Origin of the sequence: Acinetobacter sp. LoGeW2-3 (assembly GCF_002688565.1) — a bacterium.
GTDB lineage: Bacteria > Pseudomonadota > Gammaproteobacteria > Pseudomonadales > Moraxellaceae > Acinetobacter.
On record NZ_CP024011.1, the window covers coordinates 226,000 to 244,398 of the forward strand.

The 18,399-nt window shown below is 41.5% G+C and carries 17 protein-coding genes and 1 tRNA gene; 11 read left to right on the forward strand and 7 right to left on the reverse strand.

The features are described from left to right. Positions 1-88 precede the first annotated feature (88 nt). The 4 genes from BS636_RS01075 (at position 89) to BS636_RS01090 (ending at position 4,714) form a co-directional block, all read left to right on the forward strand. Positions 89-1,441, forward strand: coding sequence for an amino acid permease (locus BS636_RS01075; protein ID WP_099337129.1), 1,353 nt, complete (start codon positions 89-91; stop codon positions 1,439-1,441). A gap of 92 nt (positions 1,442-1,533) precedes the next feature. Beyond that, positions 1,534-1,606, forward strand: a tRNA-Arg gene (locus BS636_RS01080). Between the two features lie 336 nt (positions 1,607-1,942). Further along, positions 1,943-3,199, forward strand: coding sequence for an OmpP1/FadL family transporter (locus tag BS636_RS01085; RefSeq protein ID WP_099337130.1), 1,257 nt, complete (start codon positions 1,943-1,945; stop codon positions 3,197-3,199). Positions 3,200-3,520: 321 nt separating this feature from the next. Continuing rightward, positions 3,521-4,714: an OmpP1/FadL family transporter gene (locus tag BS636_RS01090; protein WP_099337131.1), complete on the forward strand. Its 1,194-nt coding sequence runs from the start codon at positions 3,521-3,523 to the stop codon at positions 4,712-4,714. A 60-nt stretch (positions 4,715-4,774) separates the two neighbouring features. Here the strand turns inward: BS636_RS01090 and thrH are convergent, their stop codons facing one another. Then, positions 4,775-5,392 (reverse strand): bifunctional phosphoserine phosphatase/homoserine phosphotransferase ThrH, encoded by a 618-nt coding sequence (gene thrH / locus BS636_RS01095; protein ID WP_099337132.1) that lies wholly within the window; start codon positions 5,390-5,392, stop codon positions 4,775-4,777. A 201-nt stretch (positions 5,393-5,593) separates the two neighbouring features. On the opposite strand from thrH, the gene BS636_RS01100 reads away from it, so the two are divergent. Together BS636_RS01100 and BS636_RS01105 are read left to right on the forward strand one after the other, a co-directional pair. Next, a complete protein-coding gene (locus BS636_RS01100) occupies positions 5,594-6,328 on the forward strand; it encodes a phosphoadenylyl-sulfate reductase (protein WP_099337133.1) in 735 nt (244 codons plus the stop codon). A gap of 477 nt (positions 6,329-6,805) precedes the next feature. Further along, the gene (locus BS636_RS01105; protein ID WP_099337134.1) at positions 6,806-8,188 is read left to right on the forward strand and encodes a WS/DGAT/MGAT family O-acyltransferase; all 1,383 of its coding nucleotides are present in this window, start codon (positions 6,806-6,808) and stop codon (positions 8,186-8,188) included. A 144-nt stretch (positions 8,189-8,332) separates the two neighbouring features. Here the strand turns inward: BS636_RS01105 and BS636_RS16240 are convergent, their stop codons facing one another. The 6 genes from BS636_RS16240 to BS636_RS01135 all read right to left on the reverse strand — a co-directional run bounded on the left by BS636_RS16240 (position 8,333) and on the right by BS636_RS01135 (position 13,088). Beyond that, a complete protein-coding gene (locus BS636_RS16240) occupies positions 8,333-8,506 on the reverse strand; it encodes a PA1571 family protein (protein ID WP_099337135.1) in 174 nt (57 codons plus the stop codon). 135 nt (positions 8,507-8,641) lie between these two features. Further along, positions 8,642-10,096 (reverse strand): ribonuclease G, encoded by a 1,455-nt coding sequence (rng, locus tag BS636_RS01115; protein ID WP_099337136.1) that lies wholly within the window; start codon positions 10,094-10,096, stop codon positions 8,642-8,644. 39 nt (positions 10,097-10,135) lie between these two features. Continuing rightward, positions 10,136-10,702: a Maf-like protein gene (locus BS636_RS01120; RefSeq protein ID WP_099337137.1), complete on the reverse strand. Its 567-nt coding sequence runs from the start codon at positions 10,700-10,702 to the stop codon at positions 10,136-10,138. Further along, positions 10,690-11,181 (reverse strand): rod shape-determining protein MreD, encoded by a 492-nt coding sequence (gene mreD / locus BS636_RS01125; protein ID WP_099337138.1) that lies wholly within the window; start codon positions 11,179-11,181, stop codon positions 10,690-10,692. Before mreD ends, BS636_RS01120 begins: the two co-directional genes overlap by 13 nt. After that, a complete protein-coding gene (mreC, locus tag BS636_RS01130) occupies positions 11,168-12,025 on the reverse strand; it encodes a rod shape-determining protein MreC (protein ID WP_099337139.1) in 858 nt (285 codons plus the stop codon). The genes mreD and mreC overlap by 14 nt, the downstream gene beginning before the upstream one ends. 16 nt (positions 12,026-12,041) lie before the next feature. Then, entirely contained in the window at positions 12,042-13,088 is a 1,047-nt protein-coding gene (locus tag BS636_RS01135; protein WP_004810982.1) for a rod shape-determining protein, read from the reverse strand. Between the two features lie 133 nt (positions 13,089-13,221). Here BS636_RS01135 and gatC point away from each other — a divergent pair, with 133 nt between their 5' ends. The 5 genes from gatC (at position 13,222) to BS636_RS01160 (ending at position 18,268) form a co-directional block, all read left to right on the forward strand. Further along, positions 13,222-13,536, forward strand: coding sequence for an Asp-tRNA(Asn)/Glu-tRNA(Gln) amidotransferase subunit GatC (gatC, locus tag BS636_RS01140; RefSeq protein WP_099337140.1), 315 nt, complete (start codon positions 13,222-13,224; stop codon positions 13,534-13,536). Positions 13,537-13,588: 52 nt separating this feature from the next. Then, the gene (gene gatA / locus BS636_RS01145; RefSeq protein WP_099337141.1) at positions 13,589-15,067 is read left to right on the forward strand and encodes an Asp-tRNA(Asn)/Glu-tRNA(Gln) amidotransferase subunit GatA; all 1,479 of its coding nucleotides are present in this window, start codon (positions 13,589-13,591) and stop codon (positions 15,065-15,067) included. Continuing rightward, positions 15,067-16,542 (forward strand): Asp-tRNA(Asn)/Glu-tRNA(Gln) amidotransferase subunit GatB, encoded by a 1,476-nt coding sequence (gatB, locus tag BS636_RS01150; protein ID WP_099337142.1) that lies wholly within the window; start codon positions 15,067-15,069, stop codon positions 16,540-16,542. The genes gatA and gatB overlap by 1 nt, the downstream gene beginning before the upstream one ends. Before the next feature lie 87 nt (positions 16,543-16,629). Then, positions 16,630-17,421, forward strand: a complete 792-nt coding sequence (locus BS636_RS01155; protein ID WP_099337143.1) for a hypothetical protein — start codon at positions 16,630-16,632, stop codon at positions 17,419-17,421. Between the two features lie 265 nt (positions 17,422-17,686). Next, positions 17,687-18,268, forward strand: a complete 582-nt coding sequence (locus tag BS636_RS01160) for a hypothetical protein (RefSeq protein ID WP_099337144.1) — start codon at positions 17,687-17,689, stop codon at positions 18,266-18,268. The last annotated feature ends 131 nt before the right edge of the window (positions 18,269-18,399 follow it).

An 18,399-nucleotide genomic window follows, 5' to 3' on the forward strand; every position in this document is an offset into this window, starting at 1 on the left:
CATATTTTATTCAAGGGCTTGTACTAGGCTTCTGTAGTTTCATCCTTTACAATCTTCCTACTTATTTTCCATTGTCGGGCTGAATACTTTGAATAAAGAGTCTTCACAACTTCAGCGTGGCTTAAAGAACCGTCATATTCAGTTGATCGCCATGGGCGGTGCAATTGGCACAGGCTTATTCTTAGGTTCCGCACAGGTGATCCAATCCGCTGGTCCTTCGATTATTCTGGGCTATGCCATTGGTGGCTTAATTGCTTTCCTTATTATGCGTCAATTGGGTGAGATGATTGTTCATGAACCTGTTGCAGGTTCTTTCAGCCATTTTGCTTATAAATATTGGGGTAAATTCCCTGGTTTCCTTGCGGGCTGGAACTACTGGATCCTGTATATCTTGGTTGCTATGACCGAGCTGACTGCTGTCGCAAAATATATTAACTACTGGTGGCCGCATATCCCTGCTTGGTCATCAGTGCTATTTTTCTTCATCGTGATTACCTTGGTCAACCTCGGCAATGTGAAATTCTACGGTGAATCCGAATTCTGGCTTTCTATTGTGAAAGTGACTGCGGTCATTTCCATGATTGTATTTGGCCTGTATTTACTCTTCACTGCAGATGCCTCTTCTACTGCTTCGTTTAGCAACCTCTGGACAGCGGGTGGTTTCTTCCCGAATGGCTTTGAAGGTCTGTTCTATATGTTGGCCTTCCTCATGTTCGCTTTCGGCGGGATTGAGCTAATTGGTATGGCTGCGGCAGAAGCTGAAAATCCGGAAAAGACCATTCCTAAAGCGATTAACCAGGTTGTGTTCCGTATCCTGATTTTCTATGTGGGTGCGTTAACAATCTTGTTATCACTTGTGCCATGGAATCAGCTGGAACTGGGTGGTCTGGACAAAAGTCCATTCGTAATGATCTTCAGTCAGCTAGGTATTGACTGGGCTGCACACCTGCTGAACTTCATTATTTTGACTGCTGCACTGTCCGTATATAACAGTGGTATGTATGCGAATAGTCGTATGCTGTTTGGTCTGGCGAAACAAGGTAATGCACCTAAGATCTTCCTGAAAGTAAATAAACAAGGTACGCCAATTCCTGCAGTTCTATTCTCTGCTGTGTTGATCTTTGGCTGTGTATTGTTGAACTACTTTGTCCCAGAAGATGCTTTAAGTCACCTGATCTATGTGGTTGTAGGTGCGCTAGTATTGAACTGGGCCATGATTTCACTGACACATTTCAAGTTTATTCAAGCAATGAAAAAAATGGGTGAGAAAACGAAGTTTCCAGCACTTTGGTCTCCAGCAGGTAACGTGCTTGTATTGGGTTTTATCGCGACGATCCTTTACATCATGTGGACTCAAGGCTTCCAGGAATCGGTATACATGCTTCCGATCTGGGTAGTAGTGATGTTTGTCCTATTTAAGCTACTCCAGACTAAAAATTAATTAGAAACGTTTTAATTGATGATTTTTTAAAGTTATTGCTTCGGCAATAACTTTTTTTTTCGTCCTTTTTGGAGTAGATTAGGGATCGTTTTGCGCCCTTAGCTTAACTGGATAGAGCAGTTGCCTCCTAAGCGACCGACGTGGGTTCGAGTCCCGCAGGGCGCACATATTTTAAATATGTGAACTAATTAACAAAAAATTTAAGCAATAATTCAATATATTTATATTTTTTTAACTTAATCACCATCTTATTTAATTTAAATATTTTCAATTACTTATATCATTAAATTACCTTTCAATTAGTATTTTTACTCTAATTTGATGTTTTTTTGAACTATTCATTCAAATTCGAGCATTTACTCTTTTTTATATTGTGTTATTTTTGTCACATGGAGTAACAAATCAGCCATTGAAGGCAAAGGAATGACTCCAAAAAAAATACCAAGCAAATACCGAATAAACGTTTAAAACCCAAATTTGTACCTCAAGGGAAGATGAAGAATGAAATTAAAAACGCTTAGTACAGCAATGATTTTAGCAACGTTACCAATGACAGGTACGTTTGCTGCAGCGTTGGATCGTTCAGGCCAATCTATTGCAGCTTTTTTGCAGCCAGGTAATTATTTTGAAGCAGGGATTTCTATCCTAGATCCTGATGTATCTGGTAGAGATGCAGCTGGAAATTCAACAGGCGATATGGCGAGCGATTATTATTTCCCAAGTGCTGCTCTAAAATTTCAAGTCACAGATAATTTTTCAGTTGGCTTAATTTACGACCAACCCTTTGGTGCTGAGGCAGAATATAACCCAGGTAGTATTTTTGCGGTAAACCCAAATGAAGTTGTTGCTAGTATTCCTAACCCTGCTGCACCTGGGGGAATTGTGCCAGTTACAGCAGAAATGGCAGGCGTAGCTAATCAAACTACAAATGTTGAAGTAAAAACTGAAAATTTGACCTTCTTATTTGGATTCCAACCAAATGAGAATTGGAATATTTATGCTGGTCCAGTTTATCAAACAGCAAAAGGCAATGTTTCTTTAAGAGGTGCTGGATATGGTGGTGCTGCAGGCTTTGGATCATATGATGCCAATTTGAAAGAAGATTCTGCATTAGGCTGGATTGCTGGTCTTGCTTACCAAATTCCTGAAATTGCTTTAAAAGCATCCGTGACTTATCGTTCAGAAATTGAGCATAAATTACAAGCAACAGAAACTGCAGGATTTGGGCAAGACATTACTACAGTAATTCCTGTTCCAATGACAGCCGCTAAAACCGATGTAACGACTCCTCAATCGGTTAATCTAGATCTTCAGTCAGGTATTATGACTGACACAGTAGTATTTTTAAATGTACGCTGGGTGAACTGGGAAGATTTCTCAATTCGTCCAAATTATTTTGGGCAAGCAGCACAAGCTGTGGTTGGAGAAGCTATTAATTTAGTTGATTATTCTGATGACCAATGGTCTGCAACTGCAGGTATAGGTCGTAAATTTAGCGAGCAATGGGCTGGTAATGTTTCTGTAGGTTGGGATTCTGGTGCAGGTGATCCTGTTACAACATTAGGTCCTACAGAAGGATACTGGAATGTTGGGCTTGGGTTGCAATTCTCACCTGCTCCAAATTACTTTATTGCTGGTGGCGTAAAATATTTCTGGTTAGGCGATGCAACAGCTAAAACAGCTATCAATAATAATGTAGGTAAATTTGAAGACAACAATGCTATCGCATATGGTCTGAAAATTGGTTACCGTTTCTAATATCCAGAACAATAACAAACCACCTTCGGGTGGTTTGTTATTGTTTAAATTTATTTTTATACATTTGTAAACTATTTGTTGATTTAAACATCAATTAATTTTTAACTAATTTATTTGTCATTCCAGTCAATTCACCTAAAAATAATATTATTGAATTCACATATTTAACCTTATATTTTTAGTACAAAAACTCTAACCTCTCCTATTTTAATTACTGATCAGTTCAAATCTTCATTAAAGCCTAGCATTTACTCTTTTTAATTTTATGTTACTTTTCCACAACTTTTTATTATGTTTATGCAACATTATCAGGGAAGAGCCATGAAGCTTAAGCCAATTTCTATTGCAATATTACTTGCAACACTCCCAACCTCAACAATTTTTGCAGGTGGTTTAGACCGCTCAGGACAGTCAATTCAAGCATTTTTACAACCAGGAAATTATGCAGAAGCTGGTATTTCGGTTTTAGATCCAGACGTTAAAGGCACTTCAACTGTTAAGAATGATTTTGGCGATTATACTGGTAATAAAATTAGCGATATGGCTGATGATTACTCTTTCATTAATGCGGCAATCAAAGTTCAGGCAACTGATAAAGTATCTTTAGGTTTGATTTATGATCAGCCTTATGGCGCCGATGCAACTTATTCTGCTAATGGAGCTATATCTAGCTTCTCTCAAGCCGCAGAAGGAACATCAGTAGAAGTTAAAACTCAAAATTTAACTGCGCTAATTGGTTATCAACCAAATCAAAACTGGAATTTTTATGCGGGTCCAGTATGGCAAACTGTAGAAGCGGATATTAAATTACGCGGTGCTGCATATAAAAGCCTATCTGGTTACAATATTAAAGTAGAGCAAGAAGAAGCATATGGTTGGTTAGCTGGCTTTGCCTATCAAATTCCAGAAATTGCGCTTAAAGGAGCTGTAACTTACCGTTCTGAAATCAAACATAATGCATCAAGCAAAGAAACATCTTCACTGTACGTTCCTGCTAATATGCTCGGTAATCCTCTACTTATAGACTTAAGAAATATTAATAGTAATGTCGAAGCAATTACTCCTCAATCTGTAAATATCGATCTACAATCGGGTATTTCTCAGAATACGATTGCATTTGCAAATTTACGTTGGGTGCATTGGGATAATTTCGTAGTTAGTCCTACTTTACTTTCTCATCCATTAGTTAATCAAAACCTAATTGATTATTCTGATGATCAATATTCTGCAACATTAGGATTAGGACATAAATTTTCTGATAAATGGTCTGCTACTACTGCGGTAGGCTGGGATTCTGGTGCAGGTAATCCTGTGACAACGCTTGGCCCAACTGAAGGCTACTGGAGTTTAGGTCTGGGTGCTCAATATAGTCCTGCTGCAAATTACTTTATCCAGGCCGGTGTAAAACATCTATGGCTAGGTGATGCTACTGCACAGACAGGAGGAAATCCAGTAGGTGAATTCGAAAATAACAATGCATGGGCATACGGTATGAAGATTGGTTACCGCTTCTAATCTCAAACTTATGCAAATAAAAAAAGCCGCATCAAGCGGCTTTTTTTATTATGTATGTCTTTATCCAGGAATATCACGTACTGAAGCATTACGAATTGCTTCTTTCAGTGCTGCATAACCATGAATTGGTGGAAATTGCGGAAATTCTGCAATCACATTTTCTGGTGCATCAAACAGGAATCCTTGATCTGCTTCACCAAGCATCGTCGTATCGTTATAAGAGTCGCCTGCCGCGATCACACGGAAATTCAGACCATGTAATGCTTTTACTGCTTGGCGTTTCTGATCGGGCTGACGTAATTTGTAGGCAGTGATCATGCCCTTCTCATCAGTTTCAAGTTTGTGACAAAAAATAGTTGGCCATCCTAGCTGTTTCATTAATGGATGCGCAAATTCATAGAAAGTGTCAGAAAGAATGATTAATTGGAAATGTGTACTTACCCATTCTACAAACTCTTTGGCACCTTCAAATGGCCCCATATCAGCAATCACTTCCTGAATATCATTCAGACCCAAGCCATGTTCTTTCAGAATATTCAGACGTTGTGTCATTAACACATCATAGTCAGGAATATCACGAGTCGTTGCTTCAAGCGCTTTAATGCCTGTTTTCTTTGCAAAATTAATCCAAATTTCAGGAACCAATACACCTTCAAGATCCAGACATACGACTTCCATGAATATTCCCCTCAGTTATCATTTAAAAACTTTCCATATCATAGCTGAAGATTCACATTTTGCATTGTTCTTTTTTAAATCTGTTTTTTTCATAAGTATTTATTTTTTAGTGATAAGACAGCTAATTCTCTTCTATTAAAATAGATGTGAAATTAATTAATATAGGCAGAGTCATTCCAAGCCTATGTCGCCAGGATTCCCATGACCACTATTCCTACTATTGATATTGTAGATGCACTTGCATCTGAATATGCAGATAAATCTCCAAGTGAAATTTTGGAACTTGCACTGAGTCAAACCGGTGAAATTGCCATTTCATTTTCTGGTGCGGAAGATGTCGTACTGATTGATATGGCTTCCCATCTCGGTAAACCATTCCGTGTCTTTAGTCTGGATACAGGCCGCCTGCACGCTGAAACTTATCAATTTATTGAGCAAGTTCGTAAACACTATAATATTGATATCGAAATCTGCTTCCCTGAACATGAAGCAATTGAAAATCTGACCACTCAAAAAGGCATGTTCAGTTTTTATCGAGATGGTCATCAGGAATGTTGCGGGATTCGTAAGGTTCAACCATTACGTAAGAAGCTTGCAACTTTAGATGGCTGGATTACTGGTCAACGTAAAGATCAGAGTCCAGGTACCCGTAATGAAATCCCAGTGGTTCAGGCAGATCCAGGTTTTTCAGGTCCAGGTAAACAGCTGATCAAATACAATCCTCTTGCAAACTGGTCAAGTGCTGATGTATGGAATTACATCCGTATGATGGAAATTCCATATAATCCATTGCATGAGAAAGGCTTTATTTCGATTGGTTGTGAACCTTGTACCCGTCCTGTACTACCAAACCAGCACGAGCGTGAAGGTCGCTGGTGGTGGGAAGAAGCGACACATAAAGAATGTGGCCTACATGCTGGCAATTTGAAAAAATAAAGCTGAGCTACATCATTCAGTTTTATGGGAAGGCCATCTTAAAAAAGGTGGTCTTTTTAATTTTTGGTTTTACATTTAGTGACAAGATATAAAATCTCCTGCTCACCATTCGTCGGGAAGTATGATGATGATAATTAAAGAATTTATAAAGTATTAGCTAATTGATTTATTCGCATAAAAATGTGAAATTGCACTTAATACTCTTCTTTTAAGTCCTCATAATTATTCAGTTACCCTACATTTTGCTTCTTAAATCCTATTTTTAGTGATGTATTTAAAAACTAAAAAATTCACATTTCAAAAATTTAGGAAGCTATTAATTTCCTTGTCAATAGTTACTTATTCACTTGCAAGATCGTGATAAAGCAGTTCATTTATGCGTTAAAACCGCTATACTTTAATCACTAAAGCAATAATTCTAACAAGGCTTTTCAGATAGAGAACAGCCAAATAGAGTGCAGTGAGGCAATCCACGCTATGCGTCCATTACATCCAATTGATCTTATTTTTCTCTCATTAGAAAAACGGCAGCAGCCTATGCATGTAGGTGGTCTTTTTTTATTTCAGATTCCTGAGAATGCACCTGCAACTTTTATTCAAGATTTGGTCAAAGATATTCGTACTTCCAAATCAATGCCCATTCCACCATTCAATAACTATTTAAACGGTTTTTTCTGGGATGAAGACGAGCAGTTTGATCTGGATCATCACTTCCGCCATATTGCCCTGCCAAAGCCAGGCCGTATTCGCGAATTACTGACTTATATCTCACAAGAGCACAGTGCACTGATTGACCGGGCCAAACCGCTATGGACCTGTCATATTATTGAAGGTATTGAAGGTAATCGCTTCGCCATGTACTTCAAAATCCATCATGCCATGGTTGATGGGATTGCCAGTATGCGTCTAGTAGAGAAATCCCTGTCGCAAGATCCATATGCAAAAAGTATCGTACCCTTGTGGTCTGTAGAAGGTCCGCGTGCCAAGCGTCTGAAAGCACCGAAAGTGAGTCGAATCAAAGGCGTTCTATCTACACTTAAAGAGCAGTTAGAAACGACGCCACGTGTCCTGTATGAAGTGTCGCAAACCATTCTAAAAGATATGGGGCGTAATCCGGATTATGTTTCCAGCTTCCAGGCACCCGCTTCTATTCTGAATCAGCGTGTCAGTGCATCACGTCGCTTTGCTGCGCAGTCATTTGAGTTCGAGCGTCTACGCCATATTTCTAAAGCTTTAGGGGTAACGATTAACGATATCGTTCTTGCGATCTGTTCAGGCGCTTTACGTGAATATTTAATCAGTCAGGATGCCCTGCCGAAAAAACCATTGATTGCCATGGTTCCGGCTTCTGTACGTTCAGATGATTCCGATGTATCGAACCGTATTACCATGATTCTGGCGAATCTGGGTACGCATAAGGAAGACCCACTAGAGCGTCTTAAAATTGTGCGTCGCAGTGTATTAAATGCCAAAGAACGCTTTAAGCGCATGAATGCCAATCAGATTCTAAACTATAGTGCTTTTGTTTATGGGGCTGCAGGTTTAAATATCGCCTCTGGTCTAATGCCAAAACGTCAGGCGTTTAACCTGGTGATTTCCAATGTACCTGGACCACAGGAACCACTGTACTGGAATGGTGCTCGTCTGGAAGCCCTCTACCCAGCTTCAATCGTACTGGATGGTCAGGCGCTGAATATCACCATGACCAGTTACTTAGACAAACTGGAAGTTGGCCTAACTGCCTGCCGTAATGCCCTGCCAAAAATGCAGAATCTGCTCACTCACTTAGAGGACGAAATCCAGCGTTTTGAACGGATTGTAGATGGTGGCAAAACCCCAAAGCTTGCAGCAGTGAGTTAGACTGCGATAACGACTAGATTTATGTGCAAAAATGCACGTGAGCATTTTTGCCAATAATTTCATGCAAAAATATAGGGGCTTATAGAGCCCCTTTATTTTTATTTGATTATTTTTTATTCAAATAATTTCGACAATGTCAAAATTTTAACTTTTCACAGTACGACATTGCTTTAGCAATTGATAGCAAACCGTACGGACCATAGATGAAGTAATCTGAACTTCATTGCCACGTTCATCCACAATGTATCCTGCGTGGACAGTTTTCGGTTCAAGCACGTGTTTTAGACCCTTATTAATAACTGCTTTACTTATACTCATAACACACCTCATTTTTGCTAAGCCAAAAATACAGGGAGATCGGCTTTGGCTACTGAATGTATCTAGTATTCAGAATTCACCCGTACTTGTAAAATTGCAGTTGTAACAAGGGTTTTACGACATTCTGTTACAATTTCAGCTAAGAATGATATCGTATTGCTCTTGCGTGTATAAATTTTCAACCTGGAACTTAATCACGCGATCAATAAAGTGCTCCAGATCCGCCACAGCCGGAGCTTCTGCGGTCAGCAGTCGATCAATGACCGATGGATGTGCCACAACCGTAAATCCACTTTGCGATTGATAAGCACGCGCATAACGTAGAATCTCACGGAATATTTCATAACACACTGATTCTGCTGTTTTGACATAGCCACGTCCCTGACAGGTTGGACAGGATTCACATAACAGGTGCTCTAGAGATTCACGAGTACGCTTCCTTGTCATCTCAACCAGACCCAGTTCAGATACCTGAGTAATCTTGGTTTTAGCATGATCACGTTCCAGCATTTTCTCAAACTGATTCATGACCTCATCACGATGCTGCGCTTCCTGCATGTCAATGAAATCAATAATGATGATCCCACCGAGATTACGCAGTCGTAACTGACGCGCAATGACTTCAGTTGCTTCCATATTAGTTTTGAATACGGTGTCTTCCAGTGAACGACCACCGACATAGGAACCGGTATTGACATCGATGGTGGTCATAGCTTCAGTCTGATCAATCATCAGATAGCCACCAGACTTCAATGCTACACGGGTCTGTAAAGCCTTTTGGATATCATCTTCAACGTTATATAGATCAAAGATCGGACGCTCACCTGGATAATGCAGCAAGCGATCGTTCATGCTTGGCACAAACTCTTCGACAAACTCTTTTAGCTTACCGTGAATTTCACGTGAGTCGACATAGATTTTGGCAGTGTTTTCATTAGCTAGATCACGAATCACGCGTTGCGGTAGCGGTAATTCTTCAAATATCAATGATGGAACAGCGATGTTTTTTTGTTTACGCTGAATGTATTCCCAAAGCTTAGCCAGATAAGCCATATCCTGAGCAATTTCTGCTTCATCGATGCCTTCTGCCGCAGTACGTACAATCACCGAACCTGGTAGCTTATGCTCTGCCTGAATCCGTTCGATAATGGAACGTAAGCGATTACGTTCTTCTTCAGATTCAATACGTTGTGATACGCCAATATGATTACCATATGGCATCAAGACTAAATAACGCGAAGGAATAGACAGATCGGTAGACAGGCGTGCGCCTTTGGTACCGAGCATGTCTTTCATGACCTGCACGGTCAGAACCTGACCGGGTTGCAACAATTCAAATACATTCGGCGTCGGCTGCTGGCGCGGCCAAACCATATCATTGATATGCAAAAAGGCGGTACGTGACAGACCGATATCGACAAAAGCAGCCTGCATCCCGGGTAGGACACGCACCACCTTGCCTTTATATACATTCCCCACCAGACCGCGCTTCGCGGTACGCTCGACGAACAATTCGTTCACCGTGCCGTTTTCAATTAACGCCACCCGACATTCCATCGGTGTGAAGTTAATCAATAACTCGTCAGACATAACAACACTCAAAACATTATAAGAATTCTTTTTCAGCAGTTAATTTAGTGCCTTAACCGTCTGTAATAACTGTACCGTTTCATATAGGGGCAAGCCGACCACATTGGAGTAGCTGCCCTGAATTGCAGGAATATAGCGTGCTGCAATGCCCTGAATGGCATAACCGCCCGCCTTGCCTACCGGTTCACCAGTTGCCCAATAACTTTCCATATCATGGGTGGTGAGTGATTGAAATTCAACCTGTGTACGTACCACTATACTGTATTTTTCATTTTTTGTGCGTACGCATACACCGCTAAATACATCATGCTTACGGCCAGAGATTTTAGCCCACATTTCAAAAGCATGCTGCTTTGATTCAGGCTTTCCGAGGATCTCGCCATCGACACCTAAACTGGTATCTGCAGCAATAATGATGGCATCAGGATAACGCTCCGCCACAGCATCAGCTTTGGCACGTGCCAAACGTTCAACATAAGCTGCGACGGACTCATTTTGCAGTACTGATTCATCAATATCAGGACTGTAGATTTCGAACTCCAGTCCCAACTGTTGCAGCAGTTCACGGCGTCGAGGTGAACTGGAAGCCAGAATCAGATGCGCCATTTTCTGAGTAGATAATATAGAACAGGCCAGACCATGACGCTAGTCAGCATCGGTAGCCAGTGACGTGGAATTGAGAATTGGACGCCGCTAATGATCTGAGCAAAGAAGGTTAGCATCAGATGGGCAATGAGTGCCAATGCAGTAATAATCCAGAGATTACTAAAGGTCAGAATGCGCCGTTCACGGGTCAGGAAGCGTGCCATAAAGGCAATAATGATAAAGCTAAGTGCATTCAGACCCAAAGGTGCATCCAGCAGTAGATCTAGCAAGATCCCGGTGCTAAACGCAAACCAGATGCCACACCAAGTTGGCTGGCATAACACCCAGAACAGCATGATCATCAGCATAAACTGCGGACGCCAGCCAGAGACCGAATAAGATAAGGGATAGACCACCAGAACCGAGGCGACAATCACCGAAATGATGATCGGAAACAATGGATCCCGATGGGTTCTGGATTGCATTTTAGCGATCGACATGTGGTTGCTCCATCGCTAATGAATCAGAGAACAGCACCACCACATGGTGACCACCGGCAAGCTGTGCTGCCGGAATGACATCAATCTGGGCAAATTCACCTGAGTTATGACGTTGTACTTTTGAGATGGTACCGACCAGATAGCCCGCCGGGAAATGTTGTCCTAGCCCTGAACTATAGACTTTTTCACCGACTTTAATATTGGCGCTGGTGGGTACATATTCCATTTTCAGACGTCCCAGATCACCCGTCCCCGAGACGATGGCACGCATGCCGGTGTGTTCCAGACGTACTGAAAGTGAATGTTCTTTATCTGAAAGCAGCATGACGCGACTACTATGCGGGTAGACATTAATCACCTGCCCCATAATACCTTTATCATCGAGTACCGTTTGTCCAACACGTAGCTGACTATTAGAACCCCGGTTAATCACGATGATATGGCGCAGCGGATCAGCATCTGTGCCAATCACTTCTGCAATTTCCATACGTCCATCAATGATTAGAGGCGTGTCTAGCAGCCCGCGCAGACGAGTATTTTCGGCAGACAGTTCAGAAATTTTCTGTAAGCGCACCTGAGCCTGTAAGAGCTCAGCCTGCATCGCGGTATTTTCACGACGCAGTTGTGCTTCAGACTTGGTTTGTTGATTCAGCCATTCTCGCGACAATACGGGATAACTGGCCAAGGCATAAATCGGATTATATGCCGCGTTCAGTACATCCCTTGCAGGTTGAACCAGATGAGGCATGCGCCAATCAAAGAAAAGCACCACCAAACAGGTCACCAACGCAATGACGAATGAGCGAAAAGATGGCGGTTGTCGAGAAAACAGATGTGTTTGCACCCGCCGTGTCCTGTTCTTAGCCTACGAATAACATGTCATGATTTGGGTTGTCGAAGAATTCGAGAACCTTACCGCCACCACGCGTTACACATGACAGAGGATCTTCAGCAACAACCACGGGCAGACCGGTTTCTTTGGCAAGAAGCTTGTCCAGGTTACGCAGCAATGCACCACCACCCGTCAACACGATCCCGCGCTCAGCGATGTCTGAAGACAGTTCAGGAGGCGTTTGTTCCAATGCGGATTTCACTGCAGACACGATATATTGCAGTGGATCAGAAATTGCCTGAGTCACTTCATCAGAAGTTACAGTAATTGCGCGTGGCACACCTTCAGCCAGGTTACGGCCACGAACTTCAATTTCCAGTGCTTTTGCACCTTCATCCGGAAGCGCCATACCGACTTCTTTTTTGATAATTTCAGCAGTCGTTTCACCGATCACGCAGCCATGCGCTTTGCGCACGTAGTTGATGATCTGTTCATCAAATACATCACCACCGATACGCAATGAGTCCGCATAGACACAGCCTTGCAGCGAGATGATCGCGATTTCTGTTGTACCACCGCCCACGTCTACAACCATCGAACCACATGCCTGCTCTACCGGCATGCCAGCGCCAATTGCCGCTGCCATTGGTTCTTCAATCAAACGCACTTCACGCGCGCCAGCGTTATATACCGCTTCACGAATCGCACGACGTTCAACCAAAGTAGATTTACATGGAACACACACCACAACACGCGGTGCAGGTGGGAATAAACGTTTTTCGTGAACTTTGCCGATGAACTGATTCAACATGGTTTCAGTTACTTCAAAGTCTGCAATCACGCCATCTTTCATCGGGCGGATTGCTGAAATATTTGCCGGGGTACGACCAAGCATTTGTTTCGCGTCAAGACCTACGGCAGCAACAATTTTCTGTGAACCACTATGACGGATTGCTACAACCGTCGGTTCATTTAATATAATGCCTCGTCCTGGCGCATAAATAAGTGTATTTGCAGTACCTAAATCAATGGCTAGATCTGGCGAAAACAAGCCTATTAGTCGTTTTAGAATCACGGGGACGTTCTCAATTAAACTTTATATGGACGCAAGGTGGCAACTTTAACTAAATGTGATGCTTTGGACAAGTCAATCGCTTATCATAACGCATGATAATTTGATTTTTTTTTAATACTGATTAGGTAATGTTATGTCTACATCGGATGCACAGCATTCTGCAGATTTAAATGCAGAAACAGTTTCAGCTATTGCGAACCTTGCACGGTTATCTCTGAATGATACGCAATCTGCTGAATATGCTCAAAGTTTAAATAAAATTTTAGGCATGATGGAAACGCTGAAAGGTATCAATACTGACGGTGTTGAACCATTAAAAAGCCCTTTCGACCATCCTCAGCCATTACGTGAAGATGTGGTCAGTGAAAGTAATCACCGTGATGAATATCAGGCAGTTGCGCCAGCGGTACAGGAAGGCTTGTACCTCGTTCCTCGCGTGATTGAGTAATTACTATCCAGTTCACTCTTTTTATTAAATTAAACGTAAAGAATTATTTCTCATGACAGATTTACACCGCCTATCAATTCGTGAACTTACCGAAGGTTTGGCCAATGCTAAGTTTTCATCACGCGAATTGACTGAACACTATTTAAAACGCATCGAAAAAGTGGATGCTCAAGTGAAGTCATACGTGACTGTAACTGCTGAGCAAGCTCTGGCACAGGCCGATGCTGCTGACGCACTGCGTCGTGCTGGTAGCGCAAATGTGCTGACTGGTGTGCCCATTGCGCATAAAGATATTTTCTGTACCCAAGGCATTAAAACCACAGCCGGTTCTAAAATGCTGGACAATTTTATCTCTCCTTACGACGCGACCGTTGTAGCGAAAGGTAAAGCTGCGGGCCTGGTGACGCTTGGTAAAGTGAACATGGACGAATTCGCCATGGGTTCAACTTCTGAGTCATCTTACTTTGGCGCGACCAAAAACCCTTGGGCACTGGATCACGTTCCGGGCGGTTCTTCAGGCGGCTCTGCAGCAGTTGTCGCTGCTGACTTGGCTCCTTTTGCAACCGGTACCGATACTGGTGGTTCGATCCGTCAGCCAGCATCTTTCTGTGGTTTGACTGGTCTGAAACCAACTTATGGCCGTGTATCACGTTTCGGTATGATTGCGTATGCATCATCTTTAGACCAAGGTGGTCCAATGGCACGTTCAGCTGAAGACTGTGCTTACCTGATGAATGTCATGGCGGGTCACGATGCGAAAGATTCAACTTCAATGGACAAAGAAGTTGATGACTACGTCGAAAACCTGAACGGCACTTCTGTGAAAGGTTTACGTATTGGTATTCCGAAGCAGTATTTCAACGTTCAAGGTCTGGATGCAGACGTTAAAGCACGTGTTGAAGAATCACTGAAAAAACTGGAAGAAATGGGCGCTACGTTGGTTGAGATTGATCTCAACATGACTGAAGCTTATGTTCCAACTTACTATCTGATCGCGCCTGCTGAAGCATCTTCTAACCTGTCTCGTTATGATGGCGTGCGTTATGGCTACCGCTGTGAAGAACCTAAAGATCTTCTCGATCTTTACAAACGTTCTCGTTCAGAAGGCTTTGGTGCTGAAGTTCAGCGTCGTATCCTGATTGGTACCTATGCCCTATCTGCTGGTTATTACGATGCTTATTATGTGAAAGCACAAAAAGTACGTCGTTTAATCCAACAAGATTTCTTAAAAGCATTTGAATCTGTAGACGTCATTGCTGCGCCTTCTGCGCCGACTACCGCATATCGCATCGGTGCCAACCTGTCTCCGGTAGAAATGTACCTAGGTGACATCTACACCATCGCGGTGAACTTGGCAGGTCTTCCTGCGATTAACGCGCCTGTTGGTTTTGACAAAGACAACTTGCCAGTTGGCTTACAGCTGATTGGTAATTACTGGTCAGAATCTCAATTGTTGTCTGTGGTACACCAGTATCAACAAGCAACAGATTGGCATACTAAACGCGCTGCAATTGCTGAGGAGAATGCATAATGGCTAAAAACGCTGCTAAACCAAAATCTAACCTGATTGACGGTTGGGAAGTCGTTATTGGTATCGAGATTCACACTCAGCTTGCGACGAAATCTAAAATCTTCTCGGGTTCATCGACTGAATTCGGTAATGATCCAAACACTCAGGCCAGCCTTGTAGATTTGGCCATGCCGGGCGTGTTGCCAGTATTGAATAAAGAAGTGGTTGATCTTGCGATCCGCTTTGGTCTGGGTATTGATGCGTACATCGACCAGGCTTCTGTATTTGCACGTAAAAACTACTTCTACCCGGATTCTCCAAAAGGCTATCAGATTAGCCAGATGGACAACCCGATTGTGGGCTTGGGTCATATCGACATCCAGCTTGAAGATGGCACAGTTAAACGCATTGGCGTAACGCGTGCTCATCTTGAAGAAGATGCGGGTAAATCAATCCATGACCAGTTTGAAGGCATGTCAGGTATCGACTTGAACCGTGCCGGTACGCCGCTTCTTGAAATCGTATCTGAACCAGATATGCGTTCGGTTGAAGAAGCGGTTGCCTACATCAAGGCGATTCACACGCTGGTACGCTGGTTAGGTATTTCTGACGGTAACATGGCTGAAGGTTCATTCCGTGCAGACTGTAACGTGTCTTTACGTCGTCCGGGTCAACCGTTCGGCACACGTTGTGAATTGAAAAACCTGAACTCATTCCGTTTCATTGAACAGGCGATCAATGTTGAAATTGAACGCCAAATGGAAATTCTGGAATGGGACGGCACCATTGATCAGGAAACGCGTTTATTCGACCCTGTGAAGATGGAAACTCGTTCAATGCGTTCTAAAGAAGAAGCGAACGATTACCGCTACTTCCCAGATCCAGATTTATTGCCTGTGGTGATTCCAGATGCGCAAATCGAGGCGATTAAAGCGCAAATGCCTGAGCTTCCTGCTGCACGTCGTGCGCGTTTCGTGGCTGACTTCGGCGTGACTGAATACGATGCTCACGTTCTTACATTGACTCGTGAAATGTCAGAATTCTACGAAGAAGTTGTCGCTGCTGCTGGCGGTGCTGCTCAAGGTAAGATTGCGGCAAACTGGGTAATGGGCGAATTCTCAGGCGCTTTAAATAAAGCTGGCCTAGACCTTGCTGACTCCCCTGTTTCTGCTGAGAAATTGGGTGGCATGATCGCACGTATTGTCGATAACACTATTAGCGGTAAGATTGCGAAACAGGTATTCGGCTTTATGTGGGAAGAAGGCAAAACTGCGGACGAAATTATTGCTGAGAAAGGCTTGAAACAGGAAACTGATACAGGCGCGATTGAAGCAATTATCAAGGAAGTGCTTGCTGCTAATGAGAAGATGGTTGAAGAGTATAAATCTGGTAAAGAGAAAGCCTTTAACGGTCTAGTTGGTCAGGTGATGAAAGCTTCACGTGGTAAAGCCAACCCTGCTCAAGTCAATGAATTAATGAAGAAATTAATTGGTTGATTTAACCAGTTAACTTGATTAAAAAAGCCTCGATTTATCGGGGCTTTTTTAATAGAATTCAATTTAATTTAATGCAAGTAAAATCAAATGGATATAAAAGAAGAAGTAGAAGCTATACAAGAAAAACCATCAACTCAGTATAAAGCGGAAAAAGCTTCAACTTTTTTTATTAATTTTATTAGCTTACTTAAAGAAAACTTAAGTTTCCTAGTAATTATTCCAACTCTTATGGGAGGCTTATTTCAATTAATTAAATTAGCCTCACTCGATACATCTTACATAAGATTCTTTTCAGTTTCTCAAGTTGTAGCGGACGGTCTTACTGTACTTTTTTGCATTATTTTAGTCGGTCTTCTTATTAGTTCTTTCAAATTTGCTATTAGTGATTACCTTCCAATACATGATGAAAAATACAGTTATCGAACATTTATACAATTTTTTATCATTGCAATTTTTGCATTTCTTGGATATCAATTAATTCTCAGTGAAAATCCTTTTAAATTTTCATCTATCGTTTGGGCAGTAAGTGCAAAAATTGGATTATCTTTATTAGGCTACTATGTAATTGCATTTTTTATAAAGAAGCATTTCAGTTCATTAACAAATATCCTAATTTTTATAAGAGCTGTGCTTACTCTCAGTATACTTTTTTTCTGTATAAAATTTATTATCTCAGTTAATAACATTTATTCTAATTTCAACAACTTAGAAAATACTGTAATCTTAACTAATAAATTACAATCATCTTTAAAACTTAAAGAAAAACCAACTTTTATATATTTTAATAAGGATTATGTTTTCTTCAAATATATAGAAGATGAAAAAGAAAAATTTATTGTAATTGACGGTAGTGAATTAGTTCTTAAGTTTGAAAAATAGGTTTACATTTATATAAATGCATATACCAAGCAAAAATAAAAAAGTAGTTAAAATATATAGTACATATTCAAATATAAAAGTCTTTTTTGATGCATAACTAGCATCTTCACCCAACCATGTCTCAAAGGGAGAAGTTGTCATGTGATCAATTTGATACGTGTAGTTCCCTCTCCTTTATTAAAGGAGAGGGCGAGGGAGAGGTAAAACATTTAATTTTCAAAATTTTAAATATAAAATCAATCAAACACTTCACACTAAAAACAACATGACCATCAAAAAAGTATCCTCTATCACTAAACTCGAAGACTTAGGACGTATCCAACTTTCAAAGTCTTTCTTTATGCGTGACTTTCTCTATAGCGAAATCGCCAATTGGTACGGTATACCCAACTTCCCCGACCATCCTGAGATTGCGATTCGCACAGGTACAGAACTTTGCCAACAACTGCTCGAACCGCTACAAGACAAATTTGGACGGATTACTATTCGTTCAGCGTATCGCTCACCAAGCGTCAATCAACTAGGCAATAAAAAAGGACACAACTGCGCAAGTAACGAGAAAAACTTTGCCAGCCATATTTGGGACTATCCGGATGAAAAAGGCTATGGCGCAACGGCGTGTATCGTCATTCCTTCATTTCTAGAACTGTATGAAAAAGACCAATCCAACTGGCAACAACTTGCCTATTGGATTCATAACAATTTGAACTATAGTTATCTGCAATTTTTCCCAAAACTTTGTGCTTTTAATATTGGCTGGCACGAACAGCCTGCACGGGAAATTTATAGCTATATTCAACCTAAAGGTTATTTGTTGCGGGGTGAAGCGGCGAATCCAGAGTTTTAGAAGTTTTATCCGGATCTTATTTAATTGTTACCCCTCATCCCCTGCCTTCTCCCAATGGGAGAAGGAGCTTTCATTACCAATCCTATTCTGACATGAGTTTAGTAATGGATATTCCCTCTCCTGAGCAAGTT